Annotated in this window: 12 protein-coding genes and 1 tRNA gene; 4 read left to right on the plus strand and 9 right to left on the minus strand. The window is 61.1% G+C overall.

Annotation, left to right across the window (positions count from 1 at the left end):
• Positions 1 to 633 precede the first annotated feature (633 nt).
• The 4 genes from NKI35_RS11365 to NKI35_RS11380 all read right to left on the minus strand — a co-directional run bounded on the left by NKI35_RS11365 (position 634) and on the right by NKI35_RS11380 (position 4,162).
• On the minus strand, positions 634 to 825 hold the full coding sequence (locus NKI35_RS11365; protein WP_023667524.1) for a hypothetical protein: 192 nt from the start codon (positions 823 to 825) through the stop codon (positions 634 to 636).
• A gap of 1,479 nt (positions 826 to 2,304) precedes the next feature.
• Positions 2,305 to 2,390 (minus strand) — tRNA-Leu (locus tag NKI35_RS11370).
• 128 nt (positions 2,391 to 2,518) lie between these two features.
• Complete coding sequence (locus tag NKI35_RS11375; protein ID WP_023691195.1) at positions 2,519 to 3,181, minus strand: outer membrane protein; 663 nt, start codon at positions 3,179 to 3,181, stop codon at positions 2,519 to 2,521.
• Between the two features lie 129 nt (positions 3,182 to 3,310).
• Complete coding sequence (locus tag NKI35_RS11380; RefSeq protein WP_352740028.1) at positions 3,311 to 4,162, minus strand: alpha/beta fold hydrolase; 852 nt, start codon at positions 4,160 to 4,162, stop codon at positions 3,311 to 3,313.
• Between the two features lie 254 nt (positions 4,163 to 4,416).
• Here NKI35_RS11380 and ade point away from each other — a divergent pair, with 254 nt between their 5' ends.
• Complete coding sequence (gene ade, locus NKI35_RS11385; RefSeq protein WP_352740030.1) at positions 4,417 to 6,228, plus strand: adenine deaminase; 1,812 nt, start codon at positions 4,417 to 4,419, stop codon at positions 6,226 to 6,228.
• 21 nt (positions 6,229 to 6,249) lie between these two features.
• Here ade and NKI35_RS11390 read toward each other — a convergent pair whose 3' ends face one another.
• From NKI35_RS11390 to NKI35_RS11400, 3 genes are all read right to left on the minus strand, one after another.
• Entirely contained in the window at positions 6,250 to 7,413 is a 1,164-nt protein-coding gene (locus NKI35_RS11390; protein WP_352740032.1) for an alpha/beta hydrolase, read from the minus strand.
• 133 nt (positions 7,414 to 7,546) lie between these two features.
• Positions 7,547 to 8,620 (minus strand): alpha/beta hydrolase, encoded by a 1,074-nt coding sequence (locus NKI35_RS11395; protein WP_023695396.1) that lies wholly within the window; start codon positions 8,618 to 8,620, stop codon positions 7,547 to 7,549.
• Positions 8,621 to 8,766: 146 nt separating this feature from the next.
• The gene (locus NKI35_RS11400; RefSeq protein WP_352740034.1) at positions 8,767 to 10,170 is read right to left on the minus strand and encodes an aminopeptidase P family N-terminal domain-containing protein; all 1,404 of its coding nucleotides are present in this window, start codon (positions 10,168 to 10,170) and stop codon (positions 8,767 to 8,769) included.
• Positions 10,171 to 10,294: 124 nt separating this feature from the next.
• Here NKI35_RS11400 and ilvA point away from each other — a divergent pair, with 124 nt between their 5' ends.
• From ilvA to NKI35_RS11415, 3 genes are all read left to right on the plus strand, one after another.
• Positions 10,295 to 11,551, plus strand: coding sequence for a threonine ammonia-lyase IlvA (gene ilvA / locus NKI35_RS11405; RefSeq protein WP_023715803.1), 1,257 nt, complete (start codon positions 10,295 to 10,297; stop codon positions 11,549 to 11,551).
• Positions 11,548 to 12,126: a DUF1697 domain-containing protein gene (locus tag NKI35_RS11410; RefSeq protein WP_352740036.1), complete on the plus strand. Its 579-nt coding sequence runs from the start codon at positions 11,548 to 11,550 to the stop codon at positions 12,124 to 12,126. Before ilvA ends, NKI35_RS11410 begins: the two co-directional genes overlap by 4 nt.
• Before the next feature lie 149 nt (positions 12,127 to 12,275).
• The gene (locus NKI35_RS11415) at positions 12,276 to 12,980 is read left to right on the plus strand and encodes an outer membrane protein (RefSeq protein WP_023706612.1); all 705 of its coding nucleotides are present in this window, start codon (positions 12,276 to 12,278) and stop codon (positions 12,978 to 12,980) included.
• Positions 12,981 to 13,085: 105 nt separating this feature from the next.
• Here the strand turns inward: NKI35_RS11415 and NKI35_RS11420 are convergent, their stop codons facing one another.
• Positions 13,086 to 13,379: a DUF2218 domain-containing protein gene (locus tag NKI35_RS11420; protein WP_023681521.1), complete on the minus strand. Its 294-nt coding sequence runs from the start codon at positions 13,377 to 13,379 to the stop codon at positions 13,086 to 13,088.
• A 133-nt stretch (positions 13,380 to 13,512) separates the two neighbouring features.
• Positions 13,513 to 13,953, minus strand: coding sequence for a VOC family protein (locus NKI35_RS11425; RefSeq protein WP_023667513.1), 441 nt, complete (start codon positions 13,951 to 13,953; stop codon positions 13,513 to 13,515).
• Positions 13,954 to 14,171: the final 218 nt, after the last annotated feature.

The raw sequence follows: 14,171 nt of genomic DNA on the forward strand, positions 1-14,171 counted from the left end.
GTGGCACCGACGTTGAGATCAAGGTCGGCGGGGCGCTGATGCAGGATTCTTCCAAAGCGGTAGTGAGTCCAGAGCGGAACATTAGCGTCGGCTAACGGTTAATTCGGCAGTGTTCCGAACCGTGATTGGTAGAGCGATGGTGACGTTTCATCTTGTCTATTTTTCCGGCCTCACGGCAGACCAGCTGCTAGGCAGCGCCGTTCCTATCCTGGCGTGTTTGCTGCTTTATAACGCTCTGGCTACGGACGCCTAACTGATGGGTCGGCCAGCGGCCCGGCATCCTTGGCAGCCGGCGATTGCCATCCCGATGCCAACTCCTATGACGAGGCCAAAGACAAGCTTGCCGACGAAATCAATGGCGAGGGCCGGACAGGACTCCACACGTCCAGGCAGGGCTCTCTGACGGCATTGGCGATGGCCCGTTGGCAATTCGGGGGTCCATTGTTCCCATTTCTGTTTGTCCCAAAACTGCCCGCTGCCTCACGGTGGCGAGCTTTTTCGTCATAGGGCCCTCCGCGCTGGGCAATCTGTTCCAAGAGCTTCTGTGACGCCTCTATGACGCGGCAAACCTTGGAAAAGGTTTCCGTGGCAGGACCGGGGTACGATTCTAACCAACTAGGGCTGTATAGGCCACTAGCGCCCGACGATCCGGCTAATCATGTCGTCATCAGGTGCGCTGTCGGTGAATTCCCGTAGGAGCGCCTTCGCGTGGTCTACCCAATGCTCTTCAGCCAGGTTCAGCTCCCGAACGGATCTCCTGAAGGTCTCGCACACCACATCGAAATCGAAGGCGTCAATGCTGTAGCCTTCCTCGTCATGGTCCATCGGCCGCCTCCCCAATGGGGGAAACTGTACGGAATCGTACGAAGCAAGTGCAAGGGCATTCAAAAGCAATTGGCTGATGCCGCCCGATCGTTCCACAATGTGTTGCTAATATGCAGCACCGACTGAATCTCCGATCAGCGGCACTTGTGGTTGGTTCCAACAGCTGCACGTTGACGGCAAGATGCCAAAGCCAACGACATGCGGGCGACGAAGATGGACAAGCGACAAAACACAAGAAATGTTGAGTTGGTCGGTCTTCTGGCCGTGCCGTTGTCAGTTCTAATCACGCTGCTGATAGCTGGAATGATCCTTTGCTGAAATTTTCTAGTGGCAAAAGGCTGGGGCGGCGGGTTTTCCCCCTTTGAAAGAAGTCACAATGTCCCAATCCGTCGAACCCCCGATATTGCCAGAGGATAGCCCAGACCGTGAGGTGAACTGTGAAGTCGCATTAGAAGCCGCGTTTGCGGCCTTGGTGACTGCGTCAGAAGCGCAAGGTTGGACGCCACAGGAAACGGCTGCAACTCTTCTTAAAATCGCGACGGAGCATGCCCACCGGGTTGGGGCCGCTGCGGCCCCAGCCGGCTCCTAAGGGAGTGCCTTGGCCTGGCCGCGCGGTCGGTCGCTACCGACAGGAGTGTTGCAGCAGGTATTCCAGCAAGAGTGTTAAAACCTCTTCAGTTTTGTCCCTCTTCTCTGCCAATGCGATTTATCAAAGCCAAGCCCTAGTGGCATCGATATGATAAGCGGCTCGCAAAGGTCTTTGAGACGTTCTGCAGCCACATCCTGATGTCATAATGACCGTTAAGGCCGGACGACGCGTATTTCTCATGTCATTGTAAGTTCCCGTACGGAGATCCTTCGGAAGGCATCCTCGATGTCGACATGCTCCATAGCGTATGAAGAGCTACCAGCACGCTTCTAATATAGCATTTGATCGCTGCGGTGTGGTCGACGTTCCGACCGTGGCACGTCGATGACTATGAAACCGGCGTTTTGGTCGGCATTCGATGCAAATCCGGACACGGATACCGTCGTTTTTCGGCTGCAGTAGATCCCCAACTGCCGAGCTTACGACCGAAGGGGCTACTTTCCAGTTCGGGATTGGCTCAAGCGCAGTTGCGCAGTCAGCCCGTCACTGTTCTTACGGCAGCCAATACCGAACACCAAAACACCACCGGCCGAATTGGAAGGCTGACAGTGCTTTTGCCAACGCCGCCCGACCATCCTTAGTTGGTTGTTCGTGAGCTGTGAAAGCGGGCCCCTGTTTTCCAACCGCAGTGTCTTGAAGTCTAGGCTTAGGCTTTCCTGCATCTCGGCCTCAACTGCTGATTTAGCAGAGCTTCCCAATGAGCGACCAAGTCTTGAAAATCCAGCATGGCAGTTCCCGGCTTTGTATCCCGGCTGCCCTACGGCTACCCGCGTCAGCCTTTTCTATGGTAGCCAGTCAGTTCGTACAGAACGAATCCTAAGTATTTCAATTGGTGCGGACGACGGGAATCGAACCCGTACGATCAGAGATCGAGGGATTTTAAGTCCCTTGCGTCTACCAATTCCGCCACGTCCGCAGGCCAGCCCTTTTCAGACGCCAGCGAAAACCCGTCAAGCCATCTTTTGCCGAGTGTCGAACTCATGAAAGGGGGTTCGTGATTTCAAAACAATTGGTTGTCGCGAAAATCTCAGTCGCCGAGAACGCTCAGAATTTGTAGCTGAGATTGATACCGACCGCGTTCAGTTTCACATCCTGATCCCGATCGTTGAAGGGTTCCGCCACGTCATAGTGCTCGGAGCCGAAATCGTAATAGCGATATTGCGCGCCGACGATGAATTTGTCGGTCAGCGCATAGTCAACGCCGGCGCCCAAGGTCCAGCCGACATTCGTGCGTGTGCCGGCGAACGACGCGCCCGCGACTTGCGAAGTTTCGATGCCGGCAAAGGCGACGCCGCCGACGCCATAGACCAGCACGCGGTCCATGGCGAAGCCCGCTTTGGCGTTTACAGATCCGAACCACTTGATGTCCGTGCGGAATGTGCTTCCAAGGCCTGATACCGCCGTACCGTCGACGGCGGAATAATTGAGCTCCGCCTCGGCGCCGAGCACCGCCTGATCGAACTGCCACAGGCCGGCGACATGGCCGCCGACGAAACCGCCGTCAATGTCGGGCGAGATGGAAAACGGCGCGCCTTCCGTCACTGATATGTCGGACTGGCCCCAGCCGTAGCCGGCCTGCAGGCCGGCATAGTAGCCGGTCCAGTCGAAGCCTGGTTCGGTCATCGGCACCGCCATCGGGTCGGCGGCGAATGCCGGCGCGGCCAGAGCGATCAGGAATCCGGCACTGGCAATCGTCAGACACCGCATCGAGTTCTCCGAAAAGGCGGTTCAGAAGGCGCCTTGCCGGAAGGTAATCCTATTCGCCGCAAAACGGAACCCATTGTTCAACAATCGGAAGCACCCGTTGCTGCGCTGGGTGCTCTATCTTGGGAGGCGCTATTTGGCGTCGATGAAGTCCAGCGCCGCCTTGCTATATTCGTCCGGCGCCTGCAGCATGGCGAAATGGCTGGCGTTGGGCAGGATGATGAGCTTGGCGCCCGGAATGACGGAGGCCATGTATTCGGTGTGTTCGCGCTTGATCGCCTCGTCATGGTCGCCGGCAACGATCGCGGTCGGCGTGGTTATCTTGCCGAGCTGTTCCTTGGTCCAGGCCGGCTCCGACTCCCACATGTGGCTGATCTGCGCCACGAAGGCATCGTACTGGTCGGGAGTCTTCGACAGTTTCTTGTAGTCGCGGCCCGAGCGGTCGATATAGGCGGCAAAGGTCTTGTTGGTCAGCACACCCGGATCGACGCCATCGGTGGTGACGTTGGCGGCCTGCGCAAAGAGCCGTGTCAGCCGCTCCGGATGATGCAGCGCGATGTCGATGCCGATAATGCCGCCGTCGCTCCAGCCGACAAGAGCGGTCTTGTCGATCTTGAGATAGTCGAGCAGCGCAAGATAGTCCGACGCCATGAGGTCATAGCCGTAAGCCTGCTCGGTGCGGGTAGAGCGGCCATGGCCGCGGCTGTCGGCGATAATAACCTTGTGCGTCTTGGACATGGTCGCCACCTGGCTTGCCCAGATGTCGCCATGGCCAAGGCCGCCATGGATCAGGAAAATCGGATCACCGGCGCCGAAAACGGCGTAGTACATCTGAATGCCGTTGACCGGCGCATATCCGCTCTGTTCAGGCTTGGGCATGGCCGCCGGTTCGGGCAAGGTCTGCCAACGTTCCTCGGCGGATGCAAAGCCGGCCGAGATCAGGAACAGGGTGACGAAGGCGAGTGCTTTCAGGAACCGGGTCATGACTTCACCTCAGGAGGTTTCGGCCTCATCACAACAAAAACCCGCCTCGCGGCGGGTCGTCGGCGCAAATCAGCACCGTCGGCAGAATAGTAGCATAAGTGCCGGCACAAGCCAAACTGAATGACCGCCGTGACGCTCGCCGGTGTGAACAGGTGCAGCGCATCCGCCGGCGAATTCTCATCGAGCGGATTTCGTCCGTGATCGCTGGCCAAAACCTTGCCGGCTTGGCACAGTCTGGCAAACAGGAGTCTTTCATGGCCAAGCAGCCGTCGGCGACGAAACCCAAGCCCTGGACCGAGATGGCGACGCATCTGGTCGACGTCGCGACGGGGCGCAAGCCTGCCGATCTCGTCATTCGCAACGGCCGCTGGGTGAACGTGCACTCCGGCGAAATCATAGCCGGCACCGACATCGCCGTTGCCGGCGGCCGCTTCGCCTATTGCGGGCCGAATGCCAGCCATGCCATCGGCCAGGGCACCAAGGTGGTCGATGCCGGCGGCCGCTATCTCGTGCCCGGCCTGTGCGACGCGCACATGCATGTCGAGAGCGGCATGGTGACGGTGACCGAGTTCTGCCGCGCCGTCATCCCGCACGGCACCACCTCGATGTTCATCGATCCGCATGAGATCGCCAACGTGCTGGGCCTGCCCGGCGTGCGGCTGATGCATGACGAGGCCGTCGCCATGCCGATCAACGTGCACGTCCAGATGCCGTCCTGCGTGCCGTCGGCGCCGGGTCTGGAGCATGCCGGGGCCGAACTGACGGTCGCCGATGTCACCGAGGCGATGACCTGGGAAAACATCATCGGGCTCGGCGAAGTGATGAATTTTCCCGGTGTCGTGGCCAATGATCCGGTCATGTCGGGCGAGATCGCCGCAACGATCAAGGCCGGCAAGACGGTCGGCGGCCACTATGCGTCGCGCGATCTCGGCCTGCCGTTCCATGGCTATGTCGCCGGCGGGCCGGAGGACGACCATGAAGGCACACGCGCCGAGGACGCAATCGCCCGTGTGCGCCAGGGTATGAAGGCAATGCTGCGGCTGGGCTCGGCCTGGTACGATGTTGCCTCGCAGATCAAGGCGGTGACCGAGAGCGGTCTCGACCCGCGCAACTTCATCCTGTGCACCGACGACAGCCATTCCGGCACGCTGGTGCATGAAGGCCATATGGACCGGGTGGTGCGCCACGCCATCCAACAGGGATTGAAGCCGGTGACGGCGATCCAGATGGCGACGCTGAATACCGCCCAGCATTTCAAGCTGGAGCGCGAACTGGGCTCGATCGCGCCGGGACGGCTGGCCGATCTGCTGATCGTCTCCGATCTTGCCGCCATGACCATCGACGAGGTCTATGGCCGCGGTATCAGGCTGGCCAAGGGCGGCAAGCTCGAGATCGACATTCCGGCCTATGATTACCCCAAATCGGCGAAGAACACCGTCAAGCTCGGCAAGAAGCTGAAGCCAGGCGACTTCGACATTGCGGCGCCCAAGGGCGCCAACGAGGTGCGGGTGCGGGTCATCGGCGTGATCGAAAACCAGGCGCCGACGCGGGCGCTGGAGGCCGACCTGCCGGTCGAGGACGGGCTGGTCGCCATGGACCGCCGCAACGACATCTGCCAGATCGCGCTGGTCGAGCGCCACCGCGGCACCGGCGGCGTCACCAATGCCTTCGTCTCAGGCTTCGGCTATATGGGCGACTGCGCCATGGCGTCGAGCGTCGCACATGATGCCCACCACATCATCTGCGTCGGCACCAACAAGGAAGACATGGCGCTGGCCGTCAACCGGCTGGGCGAGGTCGGCGGGGGCGTGGTGCTGTTTTCGAAGGGCAAGGAGCTTGCGCTGGTCGAAATGCCGATCGCCGGGCTGATGTCGGACGAGCGGGCGGAAATCGTGGCGGTCAAGGCGGAGAAACTGACCGAGGCGATGCGCAAGATGGGCTGCTCGCTCAACAACGCCTACATGCAGCACTCGCTGCTGGCGCTGGTCGTCATTCCGGAGCTCAGGATTTCCGATGTCGGCCTGATCGACGTGACGACGTTCCAGAAGGTCGATCTTTTTATCTGAGATCAGCCCGGTGCTTGGCTCTCATCCGCCGGTGGCGATGGTCAGCACCTTGAATGGCGTGGTGATGATGATCTCGGCGACGGATCCGACTGCCTTGCCGAGGCCTCGGCCGAGATTGTCGATCTGGCCCTGCGTGGGTTCGTCCGATGCCAGGCCGGCTGGAGCGCGCAGACCGTCGCCGAGCAATTGCACCAGGAACGGGTTGTCGGCGAATTTGGCGTGGTTCAGGCGGTCGCCGCCCTTGATCTGGCTGAGGTCGGCCACAACGACGCCGTAACTGGCAATGTCGGCGGCGTTGCCGTAGTCGCCGACGCGCGGCTTGTCGCCGGATAGCAGACTGGACAGTCTCAGAGCACGGTCGTCGGCGGAAAGCAGGATGACGAACGGCCTGTCGGGCTTGCCGTAGCGGATCATCTGCTTCTTGAAGACGTCGACATCGATATCGGGCGATGCCAGGACGACACGGCCGAGCTTGCCGTCGAGATCGCGGTCGCCGGTGATGGCGAGCTGGCGCAGCGCTTCCATCGTCACCCAGGTTCCCATCGAATGCGCGATGATGTCGATGCTCTTGACCTTTGTCTTGGCGAGCATCCTGAGCGTCGCCTCGAGGTCGTCGCGCGCGGCGTTGGCGCTGTCCTTGTCGTAGATATAGCCCGTGGTCTTGCCGCTCGAAGCCCACGAAAACAAGATCGGCGTACCCGGATATTCGGTGTCGTGGGCGATCTGTGTCAGCCGGTAGACCCCATCGTCGAAGCCGTTGTTGAAGCCGTGGACGAAGACCAGCGCGCGGTCGCCATTCATGGTGATGTTGGCGCCGACGGCCTTGGCGAATTGCGAGGCGTCGCCATAGTGGACGACGTCGGTGGCGGTGAATTGCTTGGCCGGGTTCGAATTGGCCGAGCCCTTGGCGCGCTCGATGGCGCCGACCTGGTGGACCTTCGGCACGGTGACGTCGACGCGGGCGTAGCTGGTGGTCAGCGAGCGATCGCCATCGAACACCTGGCGTGGGTCCTTGGTCGCCTGCTTGCGGGTGGTGGCGACGAAAATTTCGTGGGTGGCCGCGATGTCGGAGGCAGGCACCGAAACCGTCGTCTTGTTCAACAGGTCATGGGTGTTCGGGCCGGCGCAGCCGGCGGCAGCGAGCGCGAACGCAAGGACCAGGACAGTCTTCCAACGCTCGTTCACGCGGGCTCCCGCTGGCGCATTGGCGCCGATTTCAATGTCGTAGAGGCAGAGACCGGCCCGGTCCAGTTGAAAGTGATCGGGCCGAGCGGCATTCGCAACCTCACGCGGCGACGGTCGCCGCAAGGCGACAGCCTTATTGTCCGAGCGCGCTGATACGGTCGGTCACCGTCTGGTCGCTGGCAAAGCCGTCATCCTCGCGCAGCCGCTGGCCGATCATCTTCACCAGTTCGGGATTGTCGGCGAATTTGGTGTGGTTGAAGCTGTCGCCTCCCTTGACCTTGGAGAGGTCGACCACGGTGACGCCATAAGCGGCGAGGTCGGCGGCATCCTTGTAGTCGCCGACGCGTGGCCGCGAGCCGGCGATCAGGCCCGAGAGCCGCAGCGCCCGGTCGTCGTCGGAGAGCAGCAGGATGAACGGCTTGTCCGGCTTGCCGTAGCGGCGCATCTGGCTCTTGAAGACGTCGACGTCGATGTCGGGAGAGGCCAGCACGACATCGCCGAGCTTGCCGCCGAGATCGCGGTCGCCGGTGATGGCCATCTGGCGAAGCGTTTCCATGGTCACCCAGGTTCCGAGCGAGTGGGCGACGATGTCGATGCGCCGCGCGCCGGACTGCTGCAGCATGCGCAATGTCACCTCCAGCTGATCGCGGGCGGCGCTGGCGCTTTCCTTGTCATAGACATAGTCGGTGGTTCTGGCGCCCGATGCCCAGGAAAACAGCACCGGCGTGCCGGGATAGCCGGAATCGTGGACGATCTGGGTCAGGCGGTAGACCGCGTCGTCGAAGCCGGTGTTGTAGCCATGCACGAAGACCATGACGCGGCCGCCGCGCGCGGCGATGTCGGCGTTGAGCGCGCTTGAGAATTGAGGCTGCGCATCGTAGCCGACGACCTCGGAAGCCATGAAGTATTTCGCCGGGTCGTTCGACTTGCCGCGCGAGCGGCGCTCGATCTGGCCGGTCTGGTGGGTGCCGGGAACGGTGACGGTGACGCGGGCGTAGTTCAGCGTCGCCGAGCGTTCGCCGTCGAAAACTTTGTTGGGATCGTCGGATTTCTTGCGTGTGGTGGCAATGAAGATCGAGTGATTGCCCGAGATTTCGGTCACCGGCGTGGACATGACGGCGCTGCCGAGCAGTTCCTCGGTTTTGCGGCCGCCGCAGCCGGCGATCAACAGGGCAAGTGCAAGAATGCAAATTGTCTTCAAACGCACGTCAAAAATTCCAATCGAAAGATGAATTCACTTAGAATTCACTTTGAGGCCCAAAGGCCTGTCTACCCTCGGCCCGTCTACCCTCCGCGACACCTCCCGGACAGTGAGAGTGCGGCAGAAGTAAGTCGTGTCCAGCCGAAATGTGGTCAGCGTCGGGTCACAGCCATCGCACTGTTGCGCGAAAGCCAGAATGGCGGCAGGAACGCCGGAATGTTGGAGAAGGGCAATACCTCGGGTTTGAGCCTGATGCCCAGCACGTCGCGCATGAAGGCGCGGCGCGCCTCGATGCGGCGCCATGCCTCGGGATAGCGGGCCGCGATCTCCTCGCGCAGGGACTCATCGGCAAGCGCGATACCGTCTTCGATGTTGGTGGTGAAATAGCTGGTTCCGGTCGCCGGAATGATGTCGACCTGCAGCGCCATGCGCGATTGCAGCTTGATGTCCGAGCCCGAAAACACCGGCGAATGCATCCATTCGTCGATGTGAACGAGATGGCCGGGGTTGAGCGAGACGCCGAAGAACGGGTCGCCTATGCGGTCGTGCACGGCTTTCCACAGCACGCCGCCGGCAACGCCGATGCCGATGGTCTCGTACCAGTCGACGACGGCGGCGAAATAGGGCGCAACCAGCTTGTCGACATAATCGTCTATCTCGCGCGGCAGTTCCGCGGCGCTCTCGACCAGGAAGCCAGCGCGGGCGTTGAGCGAGCCCTGGATGCCATAGGCCATGGTGACGGGATCGCCGCGCTTGATGATGTCGAGGCGCGGGCTAGGCAAGCCGTAGGGCGCACGCCTGCCGGCGGACAGCATCGGGTGGCAGCACAGGGGCAGGCCGTTGATCCCCATCAGCCGCGCGGCCTGCAATTCGCTCATGCCGGGCTCGATATTCCCAAGCACGTTGCGCAGGCCCTGCGAGGAAAAGGTCGCGGCGAATTCGAAGGACGCCAATTGGTCTGCCTCGTTGATGGCGCGTAGGCCGTCGGATGGGTTCATCAACAGGTTGGCGGCGTTGACCACCGCGCCTCTGTCTCCGGCCAGTGTGCGCAGCGTATCGGCGATGAAGGACGGCAGGTCGAGCGTCGTCTCGCCAAAGCCGCCATCGCCGGGGCCGAACGGCTTCCAGCCGATGGCGCCGATTTTCTGGCCGGCCTTCAGGCCGCAGGCGGCAAGCGTGTCGGATAGAGAGGCCGAGCGGTCGCGTGGCTGCGCCGGCAGCGAGAAGGTCTGGTAGAGGACGCGCTCGTAAGGCCCGTCGCAGATTTCGGCATAGCCCCAGCCCTCATTGCCGACGAGAAGCTTTGACTGGCTGCCGGGGACGATGACCAGCAACGTCTCCTCGAAACGCGGATCGTAACCACTGAGATAGGCGACATTGGCCGCGTGCTCGCGGTCGCCATAGACGGCAAAGGCGTCGAGCCCGGCCTTGGCGCCGCGCGCCAGCAGAGCCTCGATGCGCGCTTCGTAGGTCCGCCGCTGAACTAGCGGCATCACTGTTGGCTCGCCGAATTCAGGAAGGTCTACGGTCTTCAGGGCGACAGCCGAAACAGGCATGAAGATGGCTCCAATGGATTTCCTGCTGGCGCGTCAAAGCGGCCGCGCCGCATCGGTGGCTGCAAACGGCGAATTGTGCAATAGGCTTCGCCTTCGAACCATTCGATCCAGAGGTGACGGCGCCATGAACAGTTTCTCCTCCCGTGTCGCCACCGCCGCAGCCGCGATCCGCGAGATCTTTCCCGAAACGCCGCTGCAGGAAAACGACTATCTGTCGAAGAAGACGGGGGCTCGGGTGCTGTTGAAGCGCGAGGATCTTTCGCCGGTGCGCTCCTACAAGATCCGCGGCGCCTTCAACTTTTTCCGCAAGGCGCTTGCCGCCGGCAACGAGGCCGAGCTGTTCGTCTGCGCCTCGGCCGGCAACCATGCGCAGGGCTTTGCCTTCGTCTGCCGCCATTTCGGCAAGAAGGGCGTGGTCTTCATGCCGGTGACGACGCCGCAGCAAAAGATCGACAAGACGCGGCTGTTCGGCGGCGATTTCGTCGAGATCAGGCTGGTCGGCGACTTCTTCGACGACTGCTACCGCGCCGCCTTCGAATTCACCGAAAGTTCCGGCGCGCATATGGTGCCGCCCTTCGACCACAAGGATATTATCGAGGGGCAGGCGACGGTCGCCTATGAGATCGCCGACCAGATGCCAGGCGCGCGCATGCCCGACATCATCATGCTGCCGGTCGGCGGCGGCGGCCTGGCCGCGGGGGTGACGCACTATTTCGCCGATCAGCAACGTGACGCGCGCTACGTCTTTTGCGAACCGGCCGGTGCGCCGAGCCTGCATCAGAGCCTCGCCAGCGGCAAGCGCGTCCGGCTCGCCAATGTCGACAATTTCGTCGACGGCGCGGCGGTGGCCGAGATCGGCCGCGAGCCGTTGCGCCACCTCAAGGAGTTCGCTGCTCAGGCGGTGCGGCTGATCCCTGAGAACCGGCTCTGCGCCACCATGATCGAGATGCTCAACATCGAAGGTGTGGTGCTGGAGCCGGCCGGTGCCTTGGCGATCGACGCGTTGAAGGATTTTTCGCGCAAGGAAATCCGCGGCAAGACCATCGTCGCGGTGGTGTCGGGCGGCAATTTCGATTTCGAGCGGCTGCCCGACGTGAAGGAGCGGGCGCTGCGCTTCGAGGGGCTGAAGAAATATTTTATCATCCGCTTTCCGCAGCGGCCGGGCGCGCTGCGCGACTTCCTCGAACTGCTCGGTCCCGACGACGACATCGCGCGCTTCGAATATCTGAAGAAATCGGCGCGCAATTTCGGCTCTGTGCTTATTGGCATCGAAACCAAAGACCGGCGAAACTTCGATTTGCTGAGGGCGAATTTCGAGGCCGAGGGCGTGCACTATCAGGACATCACCGACAACGAGACCCTGGCCGGGTTCATCATATGAGCGGTACAGCCTGCCACCCGAAGCTCGAAGAGCGAAGGGTGGTCTTCGTCGCACTGTTTTCCGGCATCAATGTCGGCGGCAACCGCATCGTCCAGATGGCGGAGTTGCGGGCGTTATTCGAGGCGCTAGGCTTCACCGATGTCGCCAGCTATGTGCAGAGCGGCAATGTCGTGTTCCGGACCAAGAAGGGCGACGCCGCCACGCTGACCAAACAGATAGAGGCGGCCTTCGAGAAAAAATGGGGCTTTCACTCGCGCATCATGGTGCGCGATCTCTCCTGGTTCGAACGGTTGGTGAAGGAGAATCCTTATCCGGAAGTCGCCGGCGATCCGACCAAGCTTCACGCCTACACGCTGGAGCGCCAGCCGACGGCGGACGAGATCGCCAGGCTTGCCGAAAAATGCACCGGCCCGGAAAGCTTCGAGGTCAAGGGCGACGTGCTCTACCTCAAAGCGCCAGACGGGCTGGGTAAATCAGTGTTTGCCAACCTCATTCCACGCGTTCTGAAAGTGCCAGGCACCGCGCGCAACTGGCGGTCGGTGCTGGCGCTGCTGCAGATGGCGCGTTCGCTTTGAATCGCTTAGATCTGCGTTGCGGTTGCGATGCTAATTAGTCTCGGCTAAACAGTTGTTTTTCTGCAACAATTTCCGATTTTCCGGCCTGGGCAGCTTAATGAATACTGCATGTCTGTGCTATGCTCTTTCCGACTGCATTGGGGAGTTTCATGAAACGTCTGCTTCTCGCATCCACTTTCCTGATTTCGGCTTGCGGCGCGACGTTCGCCGCCGACGTGATTGAGACCGTGCCGGCAGGGTTTGTCTGGTCGGGTGGCTATGTCGGCATCAACGCCGGCTATGGCTGGGGACGCGGTGACGCGGTCGACCAGACGGATTCCTTCTTCGACGAGGAGCTTGGTCAGACCCATGACGTCGATACCGACGGCTTCCTCGGCGGTGTTCAGGCCGGTTACAACTGGCAGTCCGGAGCATTCGTCTATGGCGTCGAAGCCGATCTGGGCTATCTCGGCCTCGACGGCGACAGGACTATCGTCGAAGAGCCGGACAATTTCGGATCGGCGAAACTGGGCGTCTATGGCGATCTGACGGCACGTCTGGGCTACGCCACCGACAGGCTGCTGATCTACGCCAAGGGCGGCGCGGCGGCGACTCACTACAAATTGAGTTATGGCGATACTTTCGATTTTGACGGGGTGCCCGACCCGGACAGCAGCGCATCGAGGAGCGGAGGCCGCTTCGGCTATACGATCGGTGGCGGTGTCGAATGGGCCTTCGCCGACAAATGGACCACGAAGCTGGAATACCAGTACTTCGACTTCGGCAAGGTCCGTTTGACAGATATCGAGGGCAACGACGCAAGGGTGAAGATCGACGCCCATACGATCAAGATCGGCCTGAACTACAAGTTCTGATCGATCCGTCGTTCCGACAATTCAGATGGCGTCGCAACCAAGTGACGCCATAACGTTGTCCGGGGCTGGCAGCTTCCGGCGTTCGGCGTTGCGGCTGACAGCAGATCAGGTCGCCGGAGCCTGCTTCCACTCGAAAGTCAGCTCCTCGCGGAAGGCGAAGCGCTTGATGTGATCGGCAACGACGCTCTCCATGCGCTCCAGCGATCCACTTTCATCCGTCGACACCGTGATATGCAGCGCTGCCGCATCGGCATCGAGAACCGTGCGGCCGAGCGACAGATCGATGGTGCCGTGGTTTGGATCGAACTCGACGGGAAATTTGTGCGCCCAGTGCTTGCACAGCTGCTGCAAATAGCGGCTGGCATATGCGGTGGTGACATCGGCACGGCTGGTCGGCATAAATGAATTCTCCTGGATGAGGCACTGGCTTTGTTTGGCTGGCGCGACAGGCAGGTAAATAGGTGCCGTTGCTCGAAATGGCAAAGGCGGCCGGCTTGTCGGCGCGGCCGCCTCGCTCAAGATGGCGTGATCGCTACCAGGTGCCGGTGTTCGGCATCGATGCCCACGGCTCGGCCTTGGGCTTGGCCGGGCCCTTCTGCAGCAGTTCGAAGGAGATGCCGTCCGGCGACTTGACGAAGGCCATGTTGCCGTCGCGCGGCGGCCGGTTGATGATGACGCCATTGTCCATCAGATGCTGGCAGGTGGCGTAGATGTCGTCGACCTCATAGGCGAGATGGCCGAAATTGCGGCCGCCCTTGTACTCCTCCGGATCCCAATTGTAGGTCAGTTCGATCAGCGGCGCCTTCTCAGTGATGCCGCTTTCTACATCCTCGGAGGCGGCGAGGAAGATCAGCGTGAAGCGGCCCTGCTCGTTTTCGTAGCGGCGCACTTCCTTAAGGCCGAGCTTGTTGCAGTAGAAATCAAGCGAGACATCGACGTCGGCGACACGGACCATTGTGTGGAGGTAGCGCATGGGATTTCCTCGGGGATGTTTGGGTTGCGAGGCAACATAAGGTCCACCCCGCCGAAGGGCAACGAGCATCGGACTGGAAAAGTGGTCACCGGTTTTGGAAAAATCAGATTGCTCTGACAAAAGCGTCGAACACAAGTGGTTGCCGATTTCGGCAAAATCCCTTGCAAATTGCCGACCGGTTGACCGCCTTGATGGATCGTCATTGCTGCCGGCAGCGA

Origin of the sequence: Mesorhizobium sp. M0676 (genome assembly GCF_040320535.1) — a bacterium.
GTDB lineage: Bacteria > Pseudomonadota > Alphaproteobacteria > Rhizobiales > Rhizobiaceae > Mesorhizobium.

Excerpts from the sequence above, each read along its gene's own strand:
- NKI35_RS11365 (WP_023667524.1), bottom strand. The coding sequence starts at position 825 with ATGGACCATGACGAGGAAGGCTACAGCATTGACGCCTTCGATTTCGAT.
- NKI35_RS11375 (WP_023691195.1), bottom strand. The coding sequence starts at position 3,181 with ATGCGGTGTCTGACGATTGCCAGTGCCGGATTCCTGATCGCTCTGGCC.
- NKI35_RS11380 (WP_352740028.1), bottom strand. The coding sequence starts at position 4,162 with ATGACCCGGTTCCTGAAAGCACTCGCCTTCGTCACCCTGTTCCTGATC.
- ade (WP_352740030.1), top strand. The coding sequence starts at position 4,417 with ATGGCCAAGCAGCCGTCGGCGACGAAACCCAAGCCCTGGACCGAGATG.
- NKI35_RS11400 (WP_352740034.1), bottom strand. The coding sequence starts at position 10,170 with ATGCCTGTTTCGGCTGTCGCCCTGAAGACCGTAGACCTTCCTGAATTC.
- ilvA (WP_023715803.1), top strand. The coding sequence starts at position 10,295 with ATGAACAGTTTCTCCTCCCGTGTCGCCACCGCCGCAGCCGCGATCCGC.
- NKI35_RS11410 (WP_352740036.1), top strand. The coding sequence starts at position 11,548 with ATGAGCGGTACAGCCTGCCACCCGAAGCTCGAAGAGCGAAGGGTGGTC.
- NKI35_RS11415 (WP_023706612.1), top strand. The coding sequence starts at position 12,276 with ATGAAACGTCTGCTTCTCGCATCCACTTTCCTGATTTCGGCTTGCGGC.
- NKI35_RS11420 (WP_023681521.1), bottom strand. The coding sequence starts at position 13,379 with ATGCCGACCAGCCGTGCCGATGTCACCACCGCATATGCCAGCCGCTAT.
- NKI35_RS11425 (WP_023667513.1), bottom strand. The coding sequence starts at position 13,953 with ATGCGCTACCTCCACACAATGGTCCGTGTCGCCGACGTCGATGTCTCG.